Origin of the sequence: [Clostridium] ammoniilyticum (assembly GCF_025566905.1) — a bacterium.
In the GTDB taxonomy this organism is placed as follows: domain Bacteria; phylum Bacillota_I; class Bacilli_A; order Erysipelotrichales; family Coprobacillaceae; genus Faecalibacillus; species Faecalibacillus intestinalis.
Genome location: NZ_JAOQJR010000002.1, coordinates 89,282 through 113,297 on the forward strand (window position 1 = coordinate 89,282; position 24,016 = coordinate 113,297).

At 29.7% G+C, this 24,016-nt stretch carries 13 protein-coding genes and 1 riboswitch; of the genes, 2 read left to right on the forward strand and 11 right to left on the reverse strand.

Features of this window, described 5'->3' with window-relative positions:
- Window positions 1-217 precede the first annotated feature (217 nt).
- The gene (locus OCV55_RS02625) at window positions 218-6,970 is read right to left on the reverse strand and encodes a glycoside hydrolase family 3 N-terminal domain-containing protein (protein ID WP_147579816.1); all 6,753 of its coding nucleotides are present in this window, start codon (window positions 6,968-6,970) and stop codon (window positions 218-220) included.
- A 166-nt stretch (window positions 6,971-7,136) separates the two neighbouring features.
- On the opposite strand from OCV55_RS02625, the gene OCV55_RS02630 reads away from it, so the two are divergent.
- Window positions 7,137-7,835, forward strand: a complete 699-nt coding sequence (locus OCV55_RS02630; RefSeq protein WP_147579718.1) for a GntR family transcriptional regulator — start codon at window positions 7,137-7,139, stop codon at window positions 7,833-7,835.
- Window positions 7,836-7,861: 26 nt separating this feature from the next.
- On the opposite strand, the gene OCV55_RS02635 is transcribed toward OCV55_RS02630, so the two are convergent.
- From OCV55_RS02635 to OCV55_RS02660, 6 genes are all read right to left on the reverse strand, one after another.
- Complete coding sequence (locus tag OCV55_RS02635; RefSeq protein WP_147579719.1) at window positions 7,862-8,920, reverse strand: GGDEF domain-containing protein; 1,059 nt, start codon at window positions 8,918-8,920, stop codon at window positions 7,862-7,864.
- Window positions 8,921-9,000: 80 nt separating this feature from the next.
- Entirely contained in the window at window positions 9,001-9,264 is a 264-nt protein-coding gene (locus OCV55_RS02640) for a hypothetical protein (RefSeq protein ID WP_147579720.1), read from the reverse strand.
- Between the two features lie 237 nt (window positions 9,265-9,501).
- Complete coding sequence (locus OCV55_RS02645; protein ID WP_147579721.1) at window positions 9,502-14,940, reverse strand: Cna B-type domain-containing protein; 5,439 nt, start codon at window positions 14,938-14,940, stop codon at window positions 9,502-9,504.
- 48 nt (window positions 14,941-14,988) lie between these two features.
- A riboswitch (cyclic di-GMP riboswitch) is annotated at window positions 14,989-15,064 on the reverse strand.
- Window positions 15,065-15,227: 163 nt separating this feature from the next.
- Window positions 15,228-16,697, reverse strand: a complete 1,470-nt coding sequence (locus tag OCV55_RS02650; RefSeq protein WP_147579722.1) for a glycosyl hydrolase — start codon at window positions 16,695-16,697, stop codon at window positions 15,228-15,230.
- Between the two features lie 2 nt (window positions 16,698-16,699).
- The gene (locus OCV55_RS02655; RefSeq protein ID WP_147579723.1) at window positions 16,700-20,959 is read right to left on the reverse strand and encodes a fibronectin type III domain-containing protein; all 4,260 of its coding nucleotides are present in this window, start codon (window positions 20,957-20,959) and stop codon (window positions 16,700-16,702) included.
- Between the two features lie 231 nt (window positions 20,960-21,190).
- Window positions 21,191-21,934, reverse strand: coding sequence for a MurR/RpiR family transcriptional regulator (locus OCV55_RS02660; RefSeq protein ID WP_147579724.1), 744 nt, complete (start codon window positions 21,932-21,934; stop codon window positions 21,191-21,193).
- Window positions 21,935-22,096: 162 nt separating this feature from the next.
- Between OCV55_RS02660 and OCV55_RS02665 the strand changes: the two genes are divergently transcribed.
- Entirely contained in the window at window positions 22,097-23,101 is a 1,005-nt protein-coding gene (locus OCV55_RS02665) for an aldo/keto reductase (protein ID WP_119362863.1), read from the forward strand.
- Between the two features lie 52 nt (window positions 23,102-23,153).
- On the opposite strand, the gene OCV55_RS14035 is transcribed toward OCV55_RS02665, so the two are convergent.
- The 4 genes from OCV55_RS14035 to OCV55_RS02675 are packed head-to-tail and all read right to left on the reverse strand — an operon-like array spanning window position 23,154 to window position 23,850.
- Window positions 23,154-23,291, reverse strand: coding sequence for a hypothetical protein (locus OCV55_RS14035; RefSeq protein ID WP_394802850.1), 138 nt, complete (start codon window positions 23,289-23,291; stop codon window positions 23,154-23,156).
- The gene (locus OCV55_RS02670; protein ID WP_267309776.1) at window positions 23,236-23,505 is read right to left on the reverse strand and encodes a hypothetical protein; all 270 of its coding nucleotides are present in this window, start codon (window positions 23,503-23,505) and stop codon (window positions 23,236-23,238) included. The genes OCV55_RS14035 and OCV55_RS02670 overlap by 56 nt, the downstream gene beginning before the upstream one ends.
- A complete protein-coding gene (locus tag OCV55_RS14040; protein WP_394802851.1) occupies window positions 23,471-23,590 on the reverse strand; it encodes a hypothetical protein in 120 nt (39 codons plus the stop codon). Before OCV55_RS14040 ends, OCV55_RS02670 begins: the two co-directional genes overlap by 35 nt.
- 20 nt (window positions 23,591-23,610) lie before the next feature.
- Window positions 23,611-23,850: a hypothetical protein gene (locus OCV55_RS02675; RefSeq protein ID WP_147579726.1), complete on the reverse strand. Its 240-nt coding sequence runs from the start codon at window positions 23,848-23,850 to the stop codon at window positions 23,611-23,613.
- Between the last annotated feature and the right edge of the window lie 166 nt (window positions 23,851-24,016).

Here is a 24,016-nt window from a genome sequence, read left to right on the forward strand (position 1 = left end):
ATGAAAAAGGATTGTTATTCAATCCTTTTTTCATCATAATCTTTAATATTCAACTCTTGAAAAGATAAACAACTTTCTTCTTTTGTTAAGCGTACCGTTTTTCCATAATTATTGATTTTTAATAAATATTTTCATTTTTTTAATTCATTCCACAATAAAAAGAAAAGGATTGTTTATATGAACAATCCTAATCTTAAATTCTATAATCTAATTATTTTTAACGATTATATTTTCTTTTTCTTAAAACCATAATTCCTAAACCAGCCACTAGAAGCATAGCCATCATTGTTATAATTGGTGTGCTATCTCCTGTTTTTGTTGATTTAACAACTTGACCAGTAATTGTTTGTTTTCCATTATTTGAAGAAGATGGTTGATTATTAGATGAAGAATCATTTGGTTTTGATGGTGTTGTATCACCAGGTTTAGATGGTTCAATATCTATTTTTACTTTCTTTACAATAACTTCTCTTGTAAATTCAACTTCATTACCAAGAGCATCAATTACTTTATAAACAATTTGGTAAGTTCCAGCTTTACTTGTATCAACATCATTACTTACAACTGTAAGTTTATCTGTAATATCTGTACCATCAACATCATAAGCTTTAACACCAGTTAATGGATCAAATTTATCACCAACATTAAATTCTTTAGAATCAATTACAAGTTTTGCTTTTTCAACAACTGTAATTGTAAATGTTTTACTTGCTGCATTACCAGCTTCGTCTTTTACAGTTACTATAATTGTATAAGTTCCTGCTTGATGACAATCATAATCACCGCTAATTGTTAATTTATCTGATAAATCACCATCAACATCATCTATTGCTTTTAATGCTAATAAATCTTTGATGTCTGTATCATCATCTACATAAATAATCGCATCATTACCACTAATTTCTGGAGCTGTAACATCTTGTTTTCCTTTAAATGTTAATTCAACATGACGATAATTGAAACCATCAATGTCATCATAAATACGAATAAATTGTTTACCAGCGTCTAGTTTTACTTCAATTGTATCACTGTCTTGATAGTTAGACCATCCACCAGTATTTTTTAAAGTAACTTCTCCTAATGGAGTAGTTGTATTACCATCAACTTTCATAATAATAGCTTTTGTATCACTACCACAATTATGACTATAGTTAATCTTTAAATCATATACTCCAGCGGTTTTAACATCAACATAATAATCTTGATAAGTACCTGCTGAACCAAATCCAATATTTTTAGTTGAAGAACCTTCAATTGCCCAACCAATTTCTTTAGAACCATCAATAACTTGATCAGCCTTAATTGTTGTTACTTCATTTTTTACATCTTTAACTTCTACTGCATCTGTTAATTTTTTGATTTGTAAATTTGTTAATTCAAAGCTTGGATTATTTACTTCAAGTCTTAAAGTTTGTTTACCAGCTTTTAAGTTTAACATTTGTGCATAACCTTGAGTATTTCCCCAATATTTACCAAAAGAAACACTACCTAAATTATCTGTTGCTAATCCTAAACCACCACTTAATTTCAAACCATTCGTAACAGCTTCATCATCTTTAACTTTATAAGTTAAAACATAGTTTCCTTCTTCTTCTACATTTAAGAAGAAATCTAAATAATCTCCTTTAGCACCATTTACTAAAGTACCTTTTTTACGATAAGCATCATTTTCACTTAATTTAACAGCTTCATCTTTTACATCAATACTATCTGGTAAACGATCTGTTTTTAATAATTTAATATTTGAAACTAAATCTAAATCACCATCACTATAGCCACTAGGTTTAACAGTAATTGTTCCTGCAAGATCATCATAATTTGTATTTGTACGTTCTAATGTAACAGTTGCTGTTGTACCATCTTTGCTTACTTCAACTTTGCTTACTTTAACATATTGTGCAATTTCTTCACTTAATGTTAAATCACTTGCTTTTATTTCTTGATTAAATTTACCACCTGTAATCTTTAAATCAAATGTATCGCTATCAAAATCAAGATTACCAATATCTTCTAAGCTTTCTTCATCATTAACTGCTTCAATGATTGTTTGATTGCTTAATGAGTAATCTTTATCTCCTACTTCTTTAGCATTGATTTCAACAGTTAAAGTACGATTACTATCGTAATCTACAACTTCTTGTCCTTTTAAAGTAATTGTTGCTTCTGTATCACTTACTCTATCTAAATCAAAATCAATTCCTTGAGGTAAATCAATTTTCCAATTATCTTTATTTAATCGTTCATTAAATTTACCATCTTTTAAATGAACAATAATCTTTTGTCCATCTAATTTCCCTTCTTTTAATGAATCGTTTTCTAATTGAATATATGATCCAAATGATAATGATTTTAAATTAAATCCACCATTATTTTTAGGAACAAACATAATTTTATGACTACCTTCTGATAAATCAATAGCAACTGTTCCTTTTTTATAAGTACTAAAGCTTCCTGTTGTTTCTAAAGTACTTGATGTTGTTAAAACATCATCTACATAAATATCAAATTCCGCATCTTTTTCAGCTTTAGCGTATTCAAGTTTCATCTTATAATTATCTGCTTTTTGAACATTGACGGTATATTCTAATTTATCATTATCATCAAAGAAACCAACATTTTCGTTATTTTCAGCAATAATATTTTCACCATAGCTATAATCTAATGCATTAATATACCCTGGTACATTTAAAACATCTTTTGCTTTAGTAAATGTTAAAGCACCAATATCCATATCCCCTTGTGGTAAGGATAATGTAAGTCTTTGTACGCCGGCATTTAATTTTACTTGGACTTGAACATTTCTTGTTGTACTCCATGCATTCCAATCTTTAGACCAAGTATCAAAACGTTTAGTGACTGTACGTCCTACTTCTTGATTATCTACTTTTAAAACAATTTGTTTATTGTCAATATTACTATCAACTGATGGTCCACTTGTTGGTCCAATAGCGTGAGGAATTGAAACATTATAAAGACCTGCTTCTTTAACATCAATTAAATAATCTGCCCAAGCGCCATCTTGAACGTTTCCAAATCCAGAACCATCATCTTTAACTTTTAATTTATCATAATTAACTGCATCGGTTGCTTTTAATACACCTGGAATTTCATTTCCTTTGACTTCAGCAATAGAACCATCCCAAATATAAGTTGCTACATTACCAGCAGGTAAAACAGCATTAAATTGTGTGCCATTCATCATCACTTTAAATTTTTGATCAGAGCCACTACGATTTGTAACAATCATGACAATTTTCCCTGTTTCAGGGTCTTTAAAAGCGACATTTGTAACAGTTGAACTACTTCCATTATTTGTATCAATACGAACATATCCTGGTTTTACATATTTAGTAAATTGAGACATGATATATACTTCAGGTGTTGCCCAATATCTTTGAGGGTTATTGGCATCTTGTACAAATAATGTTGGATCAGGTGTTCCTACCCAATGATGAGTCCCAACATTACTATCTAACATTGTTACCCAACTATTATAACTTTCAGAACCATTTCTTAACCAAGTAATAATATCATTAGCACCACTTGTTCCCCAAACAGATCTTTCAGTTAAGTTCATACTTAATTTGTCTTTGTAATTATCATAGAAAGATCCCATTGTTGAAGCATTTCCTCCATATGGATGGAAGGCAATACCATCAATATTATAATCATCTCCAGCTTCTTTAAAGAAATCTTTCATAAAATTATCGGCACCATCAAAGTTATGATCAAAAGCCCATAGTTTAACAGCTTTTTCTTGATCATTTAAAATTGTACTTTGAGCTAATTCTGCTTTAATAGCTTTAGCAAGTTTAGCTTCTTGTGTTCCTGTCATAGCACAACTTGGATAGTTGATTTCAAGTAATGGTTCATTTTGGAGAGTCATAGCATAAATTGGAATACCTTGTTTTTTATACTCTTCTACATAACGCACCATATATTTAGCTAAATCATTAATATAAGCATCATTTAATTTTCCACCTTTTAATAATAAATCATTATTTTCATATGATTTACTACTAGAAGTTGCTGTTTTCATCCATCCTGGTGGTGTCCAAGAAGACGCAAAGAATTTAAGATTATTTTCTACTCCTAATTCTTTAGCAATCGTTAACATTTCATTAAGAACTTTAATAACACCATAATCTTGATCTTTTTGAATACTAAATCCTTTACCAGTTACATTATTCCAATCTGGTTTTCCATCTAATTCTTTACCAGTTCCATCATAATAAGTATAGAAATCTTGAGCTGTAAAATCAGATGTTCCAATTGTAACCCTAATTAAAGACATTCCCATACCATTAACTGGATCTAATAATCTTCTTAAAAATGCTTGTCGATTTTCATCAGTCATCTTTAATAAATTATGAATTGTTGCTTCTTCAATAGAAGTTCCCATTCCTAAAACACTTTGATATGTTTTTTGATCATTAACAATAATTGTTGTTTGCTTAGAATCATCTGCTACACGTAGATCTAAAGCATCTTTTGTTGCATTTTTATTAGAAATTTCAAATTCACCTTTATACCATGACATGCTTTGTGAATTTTCTGAAGAGGACATACTTACTTCAACAGCACCTTCTTGTAACATAGCACCTGTCCCAACATTCGTCACTTCTTCTGGAACAACTGGTCCTACATAATCACCAGCTTTTTCAAATGTATAATAATCAAAGTTGAAATCTTTATCACGTGCTACAAGTTTAAGTTCATGAACACCTGCTTTTAAACTTACTAAAGCGTTCATTTCTTGAGCAGTAAATGTTGTCCAACTACCTGTTGAAACAATAGATGTATTCTTCTTTTCTAAAACTAATTCATCATCTAAATATAATTCAAATGCCCCTTCAATTGTTGATTCATATTGACGAGCTGCTTGAACAGTTAACTTATATGCTGCTTTTTCAGGTACTTTTATTTTATAAGCCATATAACGCCCATCTTGTAAATATCCAACAGTTGTACCATTATTTTCTAATTGAATACTACTATGTGCATCAATAAAGTCTTCTGCTTCTAATTTTCCATTTGTTTTTTCTAAATCTACAACATTTGGATCATCTGGTGATGTAACATCACCTGTTTTTTGTGATTTCTTTAAACCATATCCTACAGGATATAAAACTTTACTTGTATCTGTATATTTACTTGTAATATCTTGAGGATACCAAGTCCATGTAATTGGATTTGTTCCTACAAAATCTTTATTGCCTAATAATACATCGGCAACTCCATCACCTTCACTACCTGGAAGCCAAGCATTGACAATTCCTTTAATATGACTATCATTTACGTAATCGGCAATGGCAATTGGACGTCCTGTTGTTAAAACTAAAATAATTGGTGTATCAGGATGACTATTTTCAATTTGTTTAATTGTACTGATATCACTTGCTGGTAATTTTAATTGACTCGCACTTCTATCTCCATTGCTTTCAGCATATGGATCTTCTCCGACAACCACAATTGCTGCATCCACTTTTGAAGTAGAATCTGCATATACGCCATTAGCACTATAATTAATCGTACCACCTTTTTTATCCATAGCTGCCTTTAAACCACTGAAAATCGTTGTACCCTTTGTCGTATTTCCAGTTGATCCTTGCCATGTAATTGTCCAACCACCACATTGTTTACCAATGTCATCGCCAGCACTTCCTGCAACCATTAAATTATCCATATTTTCTAATGCTTGCATCATTGTTTGTCCATCTTTTACTGTATCATTTTTTAATAAGACTAAAGATTCACTTACAGCTTGTCTTGCAAGTGTACGGTGTTCTTGTCCACCAAATAATGCTTGTGCATCTTTATTAGCGTATGCTTTTGAAGAATCATCTAAGAGTCCAATATTTTCTTTTGCTGTTAAAATACGTGCAACAGCATCATTTAAACGTTCTTCACTAATTTTATCTTCATTAACGGCTTCTACTAAAGCATTATATAAATTTTTCCAACGAGGTGTATCACCATCTTGTTCAGCAACCATTAACATATCAACCCCGGCATTGATACAAGTAATGGCTTTATCTTTATAAGATGATTGATTTTCAATTTGATCTAAACCATTATAATCACTAATAATAATACCTTCAAAACCAAGTTTTTCTTTTAATAATGTTGTAAGAACATCTTTATTCCCATGACATTTCTTACCATTAATACTATTATAAGAAACCATAATTGATTGAACACCTTGATCAATGGCTTTTTTATATGGAGTAAGAATTTCTTTAACAATTTTATTATCCATATTCGCATTGATTAAGTCATTATAATCCCTTTCACTCAATTCAACATTGCCTTGGTTTGTTCCATTTGTTGTTAAACCTTCACCTAAATAATGTTTAGCAGTTGAAAGAGTTGAACCATCTTTTTCAATTCCTTTAATATAAGCATTTCCTAAAGAGGTAACACGTTCAACATCATCACCAAAGGTTTCATAAGTACGTCCCCAACGTTCATTATGTAGAACCCCTAATGTTGGTGTAAATGTCCAATTAGCTCCCATTGCTCTTACTTCACTGGCTGTTGCACTCCCAATATTTTCAACTAATTGTTGATCATTGGCTGCTGCTAAACCAATATTATGAGGATAGATTGTTGCACCATATAAATTATTATTTCCATGAACAGCATCTATTCCATAAAGCAATGGAATACCTCCACTATTAATAACTGCTTGTTGATAACTATTTGCTGAATCTACCCAATTGTTCAATTGATTTCCGGTTGATGGTGCAGCCCCACCACCACTTAAAATTGAACCAATTTTATATTCAGCCACTTCTTCTGGTGTAATCCAGCGGGTATCCGCTTGAATCATTTGTGCAACTTTATCAGTTGAGCTCATATTATCAATTATATTTTGAACCCTTTGTGATATTGTTGACTTTGCATCGACTCTAATAGTTGAGGCTACAACCATTAAAGCCACTAATACTACTTTCAATATCCTTTTCATCATATTCCCTCCAAATTCATTGGTACAAATTCATTATATGCCTACATTCACACAAAGTAAAGCGCTTTCATATAAAAAGAATAGAATCTTTAGAATTCATACCAACAATTATATAATCGTGTTGTGAAATAAAAACATTATGATATAATGAGCTTTGGGTGGTTATATGTTAAAATATGAAATGATTGTTAATGATCTTCAAAAAAGAATAATGAACGAAGAATTCGAAGAAAATCACAAATTACCTACTGAAGAAAAATTAATTGAAGAATATAAAGTAAGTCGTAATACGATTCGTAATGCAATTAAAATATTAATTAATTTAGGAATTGTTTATTCAGTTCAGGGGAATGGGATGTTTGTTCGTGCGCCTAAAAAAAAGGGTACAGTTTATTTAAATTCAACACGTGGCGTGACAATGGATAATCCTGGTAATAAAATTATTAATAAGTTATTAGACATTCAAGTCATTGAAGCTGATGAAAAGTTAAGTCAACAAATGAATTGTAAGATTGGAACGCCTGTTTATTATTTAAAAAGATTACGTATTGTTGATGGTATTCCTTATGCTTTAGAAAGAACTTATTATAATAAAGATATTGTTCCTTATTTAGGCAAAGAGATAGCTGAAGGATCTATTTTTAGATATTTAAAAGATGATTTAAAATTATCTTTTGGCTTTGCTGATAAATATTTAACAGCTATTAAATTAAGTAAAGAAGATGCAAAGTTATTAAATCTTAATGAAAATGATCCTGCTATTATGATCAATGATAATATTCATTTGTCTAATGGACTTTTGTTCAATACTTCAAATATTATTTACAATTATCAAACAACTAATTTTTATAGTGTTGCACAGTAATTAATAATAAATAAAAAAATCACAACCTAATGTGATTTTTTCTTTGCTTTCATACGTGCCTTACATTCATACATATTTTTATCTGCTTGATTCAATAATAACTTTAAATTTGTTTCTCGACTATGCGTAGAAAGTGCATAACCAAAGGCAAAATCAATGAATATTTGTTTACTAAATTCATTATAACATCTTGCTTCGTTTTGTACTTGTAAAATAATATCTTCTACGTCTTGTTGAGTAACATCATTTAATAAAGCAATAAATTCATCTCCTCCATATCTTCCAACAAAATATTTTTCAGGAATAGAAGTACGGATAATATGTGCAAAATTCATAATTAATGTATCACCAGCAAGATGTCCTAAAGAATCATTAACTACTTTTAAATCATTCAAATCAAAAACAATAATTGCGGTCGGTTCATCAAAGTGATCATAGTGAGCAATCAATTCTTCTACACGACTTCTATTAGGCAAACCTGTATGCAAATCAATATATGCTTTTTTATTAAGTTCTCTATTTTTCTTCATTAAAACAACTGCTGATACAGATTCCTTGATCATCATTAGAATAACTAAAGCAATTACAAAAATCAATGCTTTCTCTATTTGATCTAATCTTGTCGCACATTTTTGAGAATAATCTTCAGCAGCTGTAACTGTTTCATCTGCTAAATAAAAATATTCTTCACTCATTTTAATAATATTTGTTTGTTGATATCCCTTTTCTCTTACTAAACTAATTTCATCTTTTAAAGATAACCAAGAAGTATGTAATTCCGTTAATTTCTTTTGATAATGTTGATCATTTAATGTTGTCAGTTGATACTTTCCACCACCATTTGTCAATCCATAAAAAATATCATCTAAATATTTAATTAAAACATCATTTTCATTTCCTGATATTTCTAATTTAATTTCTCTTTGTGTGGCCCCTCTAATAATTCCTGCATAATTAATAACACGTGCATTTCCTTGAATCTTTTTAACATCACTCATCATAAAAATCGTTAAAGTAATTAAAACAATGAGTAATATTCCCTGGGCAATTTTTTCTCCTAAATTTCTTCTTTGTTCTTTTTTCATTTACTTCATCTCTTTCCCTTAATACTATAACAAATTTATAGCTTATTCGCTATTAAAAAAGAAGAAACATATAGTCTCTTCTATAAGTCATATAACTTTGCTTTTGCAAGTATTAATACATATAAAAAATCTCTAGCTGCTTCCTTGGTTTCAAATTTTTGTCTTGTTTGACTGATATAATTTACAGCTTCTGTCCATTCTTCTAAAGAATAATCATCCAATGAAAATAATAAAATTCTTCTTGCTTGTTTACAGGTAAAATCAATACTCTTATATAAATCTGAAATATACGTTTTTTTTGTAACAATTCTAATTCTTTCTAATAGTTCTAATTTTTTTTCCATAATACTATCTCCAATTTTAACTGAAAATTTAAAACTATATCAAAGCGTGATGGCACTTTGATATAGTTTGGGAAGAAGATATAAAAATATCTAAAAGTTGATGTGTTACACATCACAGTATTAATATACGCTATATCTTAAAATAAGCAAAGCGTTTTCATCTACTCTGTTACATGTTACATCTAATGTAACAGCATAAAAAATATATAAAAAGTGAGGTTCCCCTCACCTTTTATATTAAGCTTTTTGTTTCTTTAAGAAATATAATCCTAACATTGATAATAAACAAATAATAACATATAACATAATATTTGTTTGATCTCCAGTTAACACTTTTATTAACTTATGAATAGGTGAATCATTTTTTGTTGTTGTAATAACTGGTACATACGTATTTGTAATATCTAATCCATCGATTGATGTTGTATAACTATTAACGTAATCTTCACTTACAGTATAAACAACTTCTTTTCCATCTTTATATTTTGCAAGTTCACCAAAATCATATTTCCATTGTTGATTTTCTGTAACATCTTTAGCTGCTACTTCAATACCATCAGCATATAAACGAACTTTAATAGATGTTGGTCTTTTTTTTGCTTGATTATCATGATCTTCCCATGTTTTCGTACCTTTAAGATGTACTGTTTCTATAGCATGACTATTTGTGATAATATAACCAGCTTCTTGATTACCAATAATACCTACTTTATAGTCTTTAACACTATCTTCTTGTACAGTATAAGTGATTTTTTGACCATTTTGATAACTATCTAAATCATCAAATGAACTTGTCCATTGATTTTCTTCATTTAATTCAACTGTTTTTCCAGTATCTTCATCATTTGCATATAAATGAATAATGATATAGTCAGGACGTTTTCCGTCTTGATTATCATGATCATTCCATACCTTTGATACTTTTACATTTGTTTTTTCAATTTCATGAGTATTTGTAATATTGTAGCCATCAATATCTGTTGTATATCCAGCTACTTCATCTTCACTTACTGTATAAGTAATTTCTTGACCTTTGTTATATTTTGGTAAATCTTTAAAACTATATTTCCAATCATCTTCTGCTGTTACTGTTTTATGTTTGATTTCTTGACCATCAGCATATAAACGTACTGTAATATCATCTAAACGTTTTCCATCTTGATTATTTTGATCTTTCCATGTTTTAGTACCACTTACATTAACTGTTGCTGATTGATGAGTATTTTTAATATTAAATCCATCAATACTTGTTGTATATCCAATAACTTTATCTTCTTTTACTGTATATTTAATTTCTTTTCCATCTTTGTATTTAGGTAAATTTCCAAAATCATATTTCCAACTTTGTTCACTTGTTACATCTTGTTCAGCTATTTCATCTCCGTCAGCTAATAAATGAACTTTAATTGATTGAGGACGAAGACCATCTTGATTATCATCATCAATCCATGTTTTAATACCACTTATAGAAACTTCTTCAGGTGTGTAATGATTTGTAATATTATATCCATTGATATCTGTTGTATATTTATCAACATCATCTTCAAAAATTGAATATTTAATTTCTTTTGTCATAGCATCATCATATTGAGGTAAATTATCAAAATGATATTTCCAATGATCATCTGCCGTTACGGTTTTACTAGCAACAACTTCATTGTTATCATCTAAAACTTTTACCGTAATTGAATTTGGTCGTTTTCTATCTTGGTTATTATGATCATCCCAAGTCTTTTGTCCTTCAATAATAATAGATGGTACTGTTAAACCTAAGTTTTGATCTGGTAAATTATAAGAATATTCATTTTTACTTACCATTTCTTCTTTAGAAGGCATTGTAATATCAAGAATGGATCCTGAATTTAATGTATCATCATTCTTGTCAACATTTTCTTTTTTTACTTTAGAACTTTCTTCTACTTCACCTATATCAGATTTAGTAACACCATAATGACTGATATCTTTTTTACCTGATTCAAAGACAACTTTAAATTCACCTTCTGGTAAACCAACAAATTTATAATGTCCATTTTCATCAGTTTCAATTGTTGTTGGATATGTCTTTTTAACTACTTGACCATTTTCTTCAACATATTCTTCATAGGCTTCAAAAGGTTCATAGTTATCACCGTTTTTCTTAAGAATTGTAACTTTTACTTTTCCAACTCTTGTTTCACCATTTTCCAATTTACCATCTTTATCATGATCGACCCAAACAGTTCCTTCTAAAGAACGTTTAACAATATCTACTTTTGCTTTAGATGGAAGTTCATGACCATCATATAAAGTTGATAAAATATTAGCTAAATGATCGTGTTCAGCAGCAATGGCATCATATTCTAATTGAATAGAAACTGATTTATTAATGTCTAACTTAGCATCTTTATAAGCAATGGCTGTTGGCCAAGAACCAATTAAACCATCTCCTGTAAATGAAATGATATCTCCATTTTCATTTACGGTCATTGTCGCTTGTTTCCAACCATTTTCTTCATTAATTACTTTAGATGGAATAAGTGCAGCTGTTTTTCCTTTATAAGCTTCATTGTTTGTATACCATAGTTCTATGTCATTTGTGTCTCCAAGAGCTTTAGCGTTAAGAGAAATTGTTGAAAGTTTATATTCACCTTTCATAATCGTATCACCAATACCATCTTGTGGCATTGTATCTATAGCACATAAGTGATCAATAGGAGAAGAACTTGTATTTGTAATTAATAAATTAAAGTTTCCTAAATCATTTAACTCTAATAATGGTTTCCCTGTTTTTGTAAGATAAAATGATTTATCTTTTAAAATAGAAATTGATGTTGATGCTGTATTTTCATTATCAGATGTAAATGGTCGTTTATCTTCATCTGTATAAATACTAACAGATGTTTTTAATGTTTCATTATTTGCAACATCGTTTTCTGGATAAACTTCATCTCCAATTTTACATGAATAATGTAAATCTGGTAAAGCACCATTTTGTAAAGCAACTTTGAGAATTGTCCATTTTAAAGTTGTTGTGCCATCAGCATTATGATTTATTTCTGGTGTAATCACTTGTCCATTTTTTACAATTCCTTGATTAGGAAATTTCGATTGATATTGACCACCCCAATAAGCACTTCCTTCAATATAAGTAAGTCCTTTAGGAAGTGTATCTTCAAAATAGACAGTTGTTGTATCTTTTTCAGGTTCAACATTATTCCAATATTTTAATGAACCATTAATTACATAATCAACATAGCGTTGTTTATTGCTGACACTAAATTTTTGCAATGGATTTCCATTGTCACCCAATTGTGCTACTTTTTTTACAACTTTTGCTTCATAAGGAACAATATAAAGTCCATCAGCAGAAGTTACACTAAATTGATGTGATTGATCATTATCATAAACACCATTTGTATAATTGGGAACAGTATAAACATCTCGATGATCCATTGTTACTGGACTATGACTTACACCTTTTACAAATGATTTAGCAACTTTTGCATCTTTATTTTGACTTTTTACCCATTTACTCCAATCTTCTCTTGTTAAGTCATCTTCATTTGTTTTATTTGAGCTTTTTAAAACTTCTGATGTTTTATCTGCAAAATCTTTTTCAGTCCAACTATTTGTAACAGCCGTAATCATATAAACTTGATCTGTTTTAACTTTTGGATCAATATCTGCATTAAATTGAGCAATCAATCCTAAATTGGCAATTCCTGTATTACATCCTCTATATTGAACTAGAACACCATCACATCCTTCTTTTGGTGCTTCTTCATAAAATTTAAAATCACTCATTTTAGCAGTTTTCATCGTTTCATTATCTAAACCATTTTTATCATTTTGATAAACGGCATATAAGATTTTACAATCATATCCTTTATCCGTAATAGCATTACTAAATGAAACATTTTTTAATGCACTTTTATTAAATAAAACAAATTGATTGATTGCTACTGGGATATCTTCTAATAAATCTCCTGCTCCAGCATTATTTTCATCATAACTAATTGTAAAGGCAACATTTGTAGCTCCAGCTGGTGCGATATCACCATCTCCCCATTTTTGACCATTGGTATATTCTGCAGTCCAATTACCTCTTTTAGAATAATAAATTTGATGTTCTCTTTTACCTGGCTGACTAATTTCCCATGTATTTGATTGAACATTATCTGTTTTAGGATCAGCTAAAGTTAATGTTTCAATTGATGATTCAACTCCTGTAGTTGATATAGCCTTCATATGGTCAACTTTAGCAGAAACGTTGATTGTTCCACTACCAAAAACATCTTCTAATTTTTTTCCATCTTTATTTTTATATGGATAAATGACTTTAAATTGGAATGCTGAGAAGACACCTTCTCTAATAGCATTTAAATTTTCCCAATACGATGCTTTTGAAGCATTTTCTTTAGGAAATTTATTTTTATCTATTTTATAATCTTTCACAGTTACATGCAGTGTTGTTCCCTCTTGTTCAAAAGAATAGTCCCCACTATCATAACAATGTCTTTTCTTATCTTTATCACTATACGCAAATGTTTCATTCGTATAAGGAATATCTGAAACAGCTGCTCCACCATTTTTATTAGCATTTACATAATAAAGTAATGGTTCAAAGCCTTTAGAAACAACATCTTGAGTACTTTCACTATTTTTAAGGCTATAATTTGATAAATCTATATCAAACGTAAATGGTTTTGAACTATCTGGAAATTCTACACCTTTTATTCCATTTCCTGGTTTTCTAATTTCTAAAGCAACACCATAAATTTCTTCATATCCTGTTACTTTATTATTTTTATATCCTTTCGCATTTTCTGGAAAATAGGTTGTATCACTTGTATTATTTTGATTAAAATCATAAACATCTTTTGTTTTATTTTTATCACCTTTTTTTGCTAAAACAATGTTATACATAGGTGCTGTTGTGACAATAACAGGTTCAATATTGTCTACAGTTGTCGAATTATTTTCATCATCTAACCATAATTTAATTTCTGGTTTTATTTTATATCCTTGTGTTTTATTTCCAACATAAAGAGAAAAAGCTTGTTCCACAGCTCCTGCTGAATAATCTTCAGGAACATTATAAGTTAAAATATAAACCTTTTTTCCATCTTTTTTAATTGGTGTTGGAATTTGATCAATAAAGTTCGAATTTGAAATTGAAAGTTCGTCATCATCTGGTAAAGTAATTTGATAATAAAGTTTATGTCCTTCTCCACCTAAAGCTGGTAAAGATGTTTTAACATTATACGTAATTGAATCAAATGAACGAATAATATCATTTGCTACGGAATTATCATATCCTTTATTTTCACCAGTTTCTTTATTCCAACAAAGTTCATCTAAATCTCCAGTTCCATTATCAGTAACTCCCGTGATAATTCCTGTACCCCAAATAGAACCATTATTTGTAGCCAGTGATGCTGAGATTTGAGCATCTTGAGTTACAACACTTTTTGTATCTTTACTTTCTTGTGCTTGAACTTGAGATTTATCATCTTTCATTTCTAATGTGTTATTTGTTTGTACGTCAGCTTGTACATCATCAACATTTACAACCTCTGCAGAGGCTTGGGTCGTTGTCTCATCAGCAAATACCCCTACTTGAAATGTTGCTATGCTAATACATAGACACATGATCAAACAAATAATAAATCTTAATTTCTTTAACCCTTTCTTCATTTTTATAATTCCTCCCTAAAAAAAATACCAATTGCAAAATACTTATTTTTTTGCAACTGGCTGGCATTTAAAAGCCCCTATAGCTTTGCGTCATAACCTTTCGATTACTTTGCCTATGAACTTCATGTATAATATAAAATAACCGTCAAAAAAAATGAATAGTATTCATTTTCCTTGTTACAGGTTACATTGTTTGTCACAAAAAAAGAGGATTTTCAAAATCCTCAATGTATTACTACATAAATATATTTAAGCTACTTTGTAGAAGGTGTTAAAAATGTAAATAATTAAGCTTGTTTAATTTTTGTTAAATAAATGTAACCTAAACATGATGTAAGTAACATCATAAGATAAGGTATAACATTTGTTTGATCTCCTGTAGCAATACTTTCTGTATTATTTTCTTTTTGTGTATTTGTGTTTTGTATAGTTTGTATTTGATTATCTTTGTTTTCTATAGGTTGTTGATTTTTTAAATCATCTTCAATATACAAATCATCAACAATTCGTGTTTCATCAATAGATCCATCTAAATGCAAAAGTGTATACCCTTGTGGATTACCACAATCATTACGATAAATATTTCCTAAATCAGTAAGTGTACCTAGTTGATTTAAATTATCTGTATCTGTTGTATTATAAAAAAGTGCACTTGAACCTGCTTGAAACTGTGTGGCATCAAAACTAAACCACGCATATCTTTCTACAAAAGGTAATTCATCTAACCCTTGGATGTCATCAAAACCATTAATAACATAATCCATAAATTCTTGTACAGCTTCATTATGCTCATTTTGATTTCCATCATATGGATGCCAATATTCATTAGAATCCCATGCAGCAACTGCAAATTCAGTAATCCAAATAGGTTTTTGATAATGATCATAGACTTCTGTAATATAATTTAAGAAATTTTGTGCTGCTACTTTTGGTGTATAACCATCTTCAGCATTTTCTAAGCCAATATATCCTGGATAATTATGAATCGCAATAAAATCATCTTTTGTGTTTAATTGATTCCAATAATTTTCAAACCAACCATTTTCTTTAACGGCGGATTCACTTACTGCTGGAGAACCCACTCTTAAACCACTTGAATGAAAAACATCATTATAATCAGCTGCTAAATCTACAGACATATTTGCCTCTTGGTCATAATCTGGTTCATTAAAACTTAAAACTTTATCATACCCCTCATCTTTAATATTCTTTAAACGTTCACTGACATTTCCTACATCATTCCATATCATTGGAACAAATTCTAAATTACTATTTGCACTATCTTGATCATCATATGCTTCTTCTGACCAGTTATAATACCAAGAAACCCCCATATTTTGTGTATATCTTAAAGAATTTGTTTCATCTTCTTCATAAAAGCCCATTCCTTTTTTAGAAACATAGAATGTACGTTCGCTTACATTGATTTCATCCTCATTTTCTAAAACAGCAACAACTCTTACTGTATGACTTGAAACTTTTGTTGTATAAATAGATGTTTGTGTTGTATTTGCATCAACACTTTTAATAAATTCTCCATCAAAGTAAAGATCATATCGTTTAACAGAATCATTCAGTGGATTCCATGTAATCTTGATATCTCCTGCAGCTACTAATTGTCCTTTTTGTGGCGATTGCAACGCTGTTGTTTTCCACGTATCATAAGGATTTTCTTGAGCTTTTACAGTTGATATACAAGGTGAAAGGAGGAGGGTTGCACTTAAAAGTGCAACGCCTAATTTCTTAAATCCCTTCATTATTAATTTCCCTTATTCTTTCTTTGAAGGGCAATATAACCACCAGCTGCAGCCATCGCTAATAATGCATAAGGTACAACAATCATATCATCACCTGTTTTTACTTTAGAATGTTTCTTTGTTGATGAAGTTTTATTTGTATGACCTTTTCCAGTACTTGGTTTTGTACTTTGACCTTGATCATTAGGTTTTTGATTTGGTTGATCATTATTTCCAGAAACTGTTTTTAAACTATTAACTGCATTTTGTAATGAAGCTAAAGCTTGATCAACTTCATCTTGAGTTGCATCTTCATTTTGTAAAACATCTTGTGCATTCTTTAAGGCATCTTTAAATGCTTTCCATGAATCTGCTGTATAATCTGTTTCTTTTAAATCTTTTTTATCTGTATAAAGTTTATTTAATTCGTCTTTGCTTACTTTTACTACTAATGCATCTTGCGCTTTTTGTAATTTTTCAACAGCTTGATCTACATCTTTTTGTGTAGCATATTTTAATCCATCTGTTGTTAAAACTTCTGCTGCTTCATTATAAACAGTTTCATAAGCTTGATAGCTATCATCTGTATAAGTATTAGCATCCTTTTTATTTTTAACTAAAGCTTTTAAAGCATCTAAATCTAAATCATCATCTCCTAATTGTTTGATATCTGTAATTGTATCAACACCAATATATTTACCTTTTTGATCATTAGTATTTTGTTTTCCAACAATAGCAGTACCATTTTGATAGCTTAATAAGAATTTTCTAGACCATCCTTCTCCACCAATACCACTGCTTACACCAGAGCCAACACCATTAATAATATGATTGAATTTTTGTAAAGCACCATCTTCATTAGCAAATGTTTGAAGACATGCATTTTCAATTAAAACATCTTTACTATTTGGTACTTCAATCGCATTATCCATTTGAATTGAAACTGTTTTACCATCACCTAAAGTACCTGGTTGACCATTTTCTCCTAAAGTCCCACCAGTATAAATAAATACATTATAAATTCCTAATCCAACAGCATAATGTTTTTTCACATTATTAGCAACTTTATAAGCTGCATATCCATTAACTGAGCCATTATGAGACATCCATGTTTCTTGTGAAATTGGATCATAACATTTTTCATTTTGATAGAAATATGTTGAACCATTTTCACCATTCCATAAAGTATCATATTGATTGAAATGTTCATTGAATAATGCATAACATGTTACGTTATCACCATTAACTGTTAATCCATGATTTGAAACATTACCATCCCAAGCAACACCAGTTCCATGGTCTGCACGCCAAATCCAGAAATGATCACATAAAACATCATTACTATTAATTTCTAAAGCATCATCTGCTGTTGTTAAAGTATCTGTTGTACCACCTACACGGAAGAATAAATCTTGTAAAATAGTTGGGTTATTTCCATGATCTTTATCAGATTTTTTATTTCCAACTTTTAATAAATATTTCGAATGACTACCTGCATCAAAAATTAACCCTGCTACTCTTACACCATCAACATCATCAACTAACATAGCTGCTTCATCATTATCAGGAATAATAGAAGTCATTCCACTACCTAATAAGATTGTGTTTGCTTTTGTTACATGAATAGTTTCTTCTGCATGATATGTTCCAGGTGTAAAGTAAATATTTTTACCTTCATCTAAAGCTTTATTAATATCACTTGCACTATCTGTAGGTTTAGCAATATAGAATTCATCTAATGAAATAGATTTACCTGCACCCATTCCATCGTTATCTTTTCCATCACCCCAACTAATACCTTTTGTATTTTTTTGAACTGCAGGAACAAATACTTTGTATTCACCATCGTCATCTAAATATAAGAATGGTTTTTCAGCTAATTCTTTTGTTTTTTCAATATTTGTGAAGACTTGTTGTCCTCCATCACTGGCTGGAATATTCCAGTTTGAAGCACCTTGTTTACTTAATAATTCTTCACCAGTTGTACCATCAGCTTGTGGTAAATTACTTGCTTCAACACCTTGGAAGAAGTTATTTAATGTTGTTCCATAAGCATTACCTGCTAGTTTACTATTTCTTGTATAGAATTGTTGTCCAGAGAATGTACCAGCACTTAATTGATTTCCATTATCATTAAATGAAGCATTGATCCATGAATCAGCAACATATCCACCACTTGCCCATCCATAGTTCCAATCATATGCAATTGGTCTTTCTGAATAAATTCTTCTAAGTGGTGCTGCTTGAGCAACTGCCCAATTTAATTGATCTGGACGATAAGAACCATATCCTGCTTTTCCTTGTTCATTTCCAGTGTTATAAACTGAAATATTTTCAGCTGATCTCCAGAAGTTACAAGTAGCATTATCACCATTTCCACCTAAAGCACCTGCAGGTAGATAAGCAGGAATAGCAATATTATTTAATTTAACATCTGTTGGTAATTTTCCTAAACCACTCAATGTTGTATAGAAACCTAAATACATACATGATGTATCTGTATAATCTCCTTTTTTAAAGTAAACTTGGTATTGTTTTCCTTTAAATTGGGCATCATTTGTATAGTCATTTTGTTGATCAAATAAGTTCTTTAACAATTCATCAATTTTTTGAGTATCATCATCTGGTGAGAAAATAAATGTATTTCTACCAAATGTTTCTGTTTCTAATGAAACATATTCAGATTCATCTGCTTCATCAGCATTTTTAAAGTCTTCATCTCCAAAGTTTCCATTGTTTAAAGCAACTACTTTATAGTAGTTATTGTATTTATTTTTTTCATCTACTGCTTTTACTTTTGCAGAGTTTGTTTTAACAACAGCAACTTCTTTATAATCACCAAACATGCTTGTTGCACCTAAGATACGATAATGAGTCGCATTTTTAGCTTTATTGAATTCAACTGTAAATTCATTATCAGATTGTTTTAATTTTAATCCTGAAACAGTTTCAGGTTTTTCACCAATTCGTGTTGGTGCAGTAATTGTATCTGTTTCATAAATTGGATTATCTACTAACTCTAAGTTTCCATTACCACTAATGAATTTTAAATAGAATTCATATTTAGTACCAGCTTTTAAATTTTCTACAGTATAATGATCTGTATTTGTAATAGACGCAACTTTTTTAAATACTTCTTCGTTAGAAGCTTTTGCATAAACTTCAATATCAGTATATAAATTGATAGGTTTTGTCCATTTTAAATCAATTGTTGTTTGTGTTCTAGAACTTTTATCATAAGATAAATCAGTTACTTCACTTAATTCTTGACTTGTATGAATGATGAATCTTTCATTATCAGGAATTTCTTCTGTTGCTTCACATCCTGCTTCTAAGATATTATCATCATTAACTTTGACATAAGTTCCCTTAGCGGCATCTCTTAAAGCAAATTGTCCATTACCAAGAGGTTCAATAGCGATAGATTCCCAACCACCATTTTTACCAATAGAACCAACGGCTGGTGTGGCACCATCAACCCATTTAGCTGATGCAATTTGATATCCAGGTTTACTTACTGATTGAAAAGCAACAACATCTTTAATACCATCTCCATTTGTCCCAAAGCTCACATTAAATTTTTCAGCATCTGTAATATTTTCTTTGTCACCTGTTACATAAATTGGTGCATAATCTTCATCACTTTGATCTTTAAATGTGACTAATTTACCTGTTGAAACACTTTCAATATAAGTTGTATTATCAATGATTGCTGGATTTTCAACAATTGTAAATTCAGTAGCTTGACTTACATCATCTCCTAATTTACGAATTTCACCTTGATCATTAACAGTTAAATAATAACCTCTTGTCATATCTCTAATCGTACCAATACTATCACCTGTTTTTGTAATAATATAAGAACATTGTTTTAAATCATCATCATTTTTATCTCTTTGATTTGGATCAGCAAAAATAAAATCATTACCTTCAGAACGAATAGGATAATATTTTCCATCTACTTCATATCCAATTTTTACTTTTACCTCACCTTTAGAAGCATCTGCTCCACTTTGATCTTCTAATGGAGTAATTTTTAAAAGTGAATTTGATAAAACTTTTCCAGATTTTGAATAATCTCCATCTGCTTTAGTATCATTATTTCCCCAATTTATATTATGAATATAAATTGCTTTATTATTTGTATTTGAAATCAATGCATATGTGTTTTCTTCTTTGAACGTAAATACATCTTTCACTGCTTCTACAGAAGCAACACCCATTACTGAAAACGTCATTGCGAGTGTAAGTATAGAAGCAAGCAATTTCTTTATCCGTTTCATATTTTTCTCCCTTCTTAATACATTCATTTTGTGATATCTATAGAAAGTTGGCCATGCTTTCTATAGTCATGCACTTTAAATGAATGCATTTCTATCACACAAAATAAAATAGCATAAGAGTCTTAAAATAGATAACGCTTTCAGTAATTGTGTAACAGGTTACATTCTTTGTCACAAAACTTACTTTTCGTCATAAATAAAAAAAGTGCTCATTATGAGCACTTTTTAGAATTATTCTATTTCTTTATTTTTTATTGCTTGAAGTTTTCTTCCAATACGTTCAATAATGTAAACGACTGGAACCTGTGAAGAAATATTCTTTGTATTTGGTAAAATCAATTTTTTAATAAAATATGGAATTGTTAAATCTGACATTCTGCCAATCGTACTATTTGTATCATTTACAATTGAAATAATTCTTGATTGTACCCCTCGATAAAGTCTTAACTGATCAATAACTTCTTTTGTTTCTCCACTATTTGAAAAAGCTACTAATAAACATTTTTCAAAACGATCAGTAGGTGCAGGATAAAAAGGATCATCAATATATTGGCTATAATAGCCCATATTAGAAAAAAATCTTGCAGCATATTTAGCCATAATACCACTTTGACCAATTCCAAGACAAACAATAAAATTACTATCAACAATATAATTTACAGCTTGTTCAATATTATCATGAAATTCTTTTCCTTTAGAGTATTCAAAAAATTGATTCAACATTGTGATTTCGTCATCAATTTCTGGCATTTTATTGACTTCATTAAACCTTTTTAACTCTATTTTAAATTCAACAAAACCATCGCAATCTAGTTTATGGCAGAAACGAGTAATCGTTGCTGTTGATACATGACTTTCACTGGCAAGTTCTCTTATATTCATTTTAAGAACTTGATTTATATTTTTTATAATATAATTATAAACAATTAATTCTGTATCATTAAGTTTTGAAATTTGTTCATATGTAAAAATCATAATTTTCACCCTTCCTTGAAAATATATTTTATCATAAACTACTCTATTTTTCATTTCTAATATAGAAAATAATTCATATAGTTTTTAAGCATCATAGATAATAGCTTTGAAGTATTAGACAAATCATTTATTCTTTTTATAATAAAGATAGAGGTGATAGAAATGGAATATACTACATTAGGAAATACTGATATTAAAGTTTCTAAAGTATGTTTAGGATGTATGAGCTTTGGTAAAGCTGGAACATTACATGATTGGACTTTAGATGAAAAACAAACAGAAGAAATGGTCAAACATGCTCTTGATCTAGGAATTAACTTTTTTGATACATCTAATAATTATTCTAAAGGAACAAGTGAAGAATATTTAGGAAAAGCTTTTAAAAACTTAGGAGTTAAAAGAGAAGATGTTATAATTGCATCCAAAGTTTATTTTAATGAAGGCAGACTTTCTAAAGAAGCAATTTTTAGAGAAATCGATGGTACTTTAAAACGTTTAGGAACTGATTATTTAGACTTATATATTATTCATCGTTTTGACTATGACACACCAATAGAAGAAACAATGGAAGCTTTACATGAGCTTGTTAAATGCGGTAAAGTACGTGCTATTGGTGCATCAGCAATGTATGGTTATCAATTCCATAATATGCAAATTGTTGCTAGAGACAATCAATGGACACCATTTTCTACAATGGAAAATCATTATAATTTACTTTATCGTGAAGATGAAAAAGAATTGATTCCTATTTGTAAACAAATGAATGTTTCTTTAATGCCTTATAGTCCTTTAGCTGGAGGACATCTTGCTAGAAATACGTGGGAATCTCAAACATTAAGAGGGCAAACTGACCGTGTAGTACATGGCAAATATGATCAAATGGAAAAACAAGATATGGAAATCGTTAAAAGAGTGGATGAACTCTCTAAAAAATATCATTGTAAAATGTCACAAATCGCTCTTGCTTGGCAATGGGCTAAAGGTATTTCTTCCCCAATTATTGGAGCAACCAAAATGTCTTATATTGATGATGCCGTTGATGCCTTAAATATCAAACTTACAAACGAAGATCTTGCTTACCTTGAAGAAAGGTATGTCCCTCATCCAATTGTAGGTGCTATCAATGAAAACCCACCACAAGGTGTAATGTTATTAAATAAAAAATAATTTGTTTATACAAAAGAACCTGTTTGAAATAATTAATTCAAACAGGCTCTTTTTAATGGATGATTTTTAAAACGTCATCTTCGTTTGTGATATCAAAAATTGAAAGTGTTAATGTATTAAGTTTTTCAATTGAACTATTTTGTATTGCTTGTTCGAGTTGATTTGATACATTTCCTAATTTTACTTTCAATAATGATAATACAGTTTTCTTTTCTCGTTTTTCGCCTTCTTTCCATTCCTTCACACATATCGATTTCATCTCCTTCTGGTAAGTCTCTAATTAAATCTAAACTTCCTGTAATGATGGCTGCATAAATAAAGTTATCTCTATTCATCTTTATTCTTCGGTGTAATCCTTCATAGTTTCCTTTATACATCTCTTGGATGGCTTCTTGTTTGTTCATCCTTGATCTTACTGGTATCTATTTCTTTGACATCGACAACTTTGATTTTCCAATCATTAACATATTCTTTTAACTCTTCTGGTATATCAAAATAATCACTTAGTTTTAAAGGGGCATTCCATTTTTTATCTGTTTTAAATACTCCGTCATTTCATAGATTCCACATCGAATCACCATTTCTTGATTGATCGTACTTTGATGTTCAACTCCAAAAAAACAATAAACACCATGGATATCACCTCTAACGATGATATCTCTTCTTCTTTTTTTATCTTCTGCACTCTTTGTATCATTGATTATTACAGCACTATCATTTTCAAAATGTATTAAGAAAGTAAATATCATTATTGAAGAAGGAACGACAGGCACTATCGGGTGTTAATTTATTTGTTAGTATCAATTATTATTACCTGCTTTCTTTTTGATTTGAGGTAACTTATCTAGATTTGTTACAAATAAATTGTAGCCTATGTCCTTCTCTATTTCGTCTCAAATTTGTTTCATATTTGTC

Bases quoted from the DNA above. Each gene is read 5' to 3' on its own strand.
- OCV55_RS02625 (WP_147579816.1), bottom strand. From the start codon at position 6,970: ATGAAAAGGATATTGAAAGTAGTATTAGTGGCTTTAATGGTTGTAGCC.
- OCV55_RS02630 (WP_147579718.1), top strand. From the start codon at position 7,137: ATGTTAAAATATGAAATGATTGTTAATGATCTTCAAAAAAGAATAATG.
- OCV55_RS02635 (WP_147579719.1), bottom strand. From the start codon at position 8,920: ATGAAAAAAGAACAAAGAAGAAATTTAGGAGAAAAAATTGCCCAGGGA.
- OCV55_RS02640 (WP_147579720.1), bottom strand. From the start codon at position 9,264: ATGGAAAAAAAATTAGAACTATTAGAAAGAATTAGAATTGTTACAAAA.
- OCV55_RS02645 (WP_147579721.1), bottom strand. From the start codon at position 14,940: ATGAAGAAAGGGTTAAAGAAATTAAGATTTATTATTTGTTTGATCATG.
- OCV55_RS02650 (WP_147579722.1), bottom strand. From the start codon at position 16,697: ATGAAGGGATTTAAGAAATTAGGCGTTGCACTTTTAAGTGCAACCCTC.
- OCV55_RS02655 (WP_147579723.1), bottom strand. From the start codon at position 20,959: ATGAAACGGATAAAGAAATTGCTTGCTTCTATACTTACACTCGCAATG.
- OCV55_RS02660 (WP_147579724.1), bottom strand. From the start codon at position 21,934: ATGATTTTTACATATGAACAAATTTCAAAACTTAATGATACAGAATTA.
- OCV55_RS02665 (WP_119362863.1), top strand. From the start codon at position 22,097: ATGGAATATACTACATTAGGAAATACTGATATTAAAGTTTCTAAAGTA.
- OCV55_RS02670 (WP_267309776.1), bottom strand. From the start codon at position 23,505: ATGAACAAACAAGAAGCCATCCAAGAGATGTATAAAGGAAACTATGAA.
- OCV55_RS02675 (WP_147579726.1), bottom strand. From the start codon at position 23,850: ATGATATTTACTTTCTTAATACATTTTGAAAATGATAGTGCTGTAATA.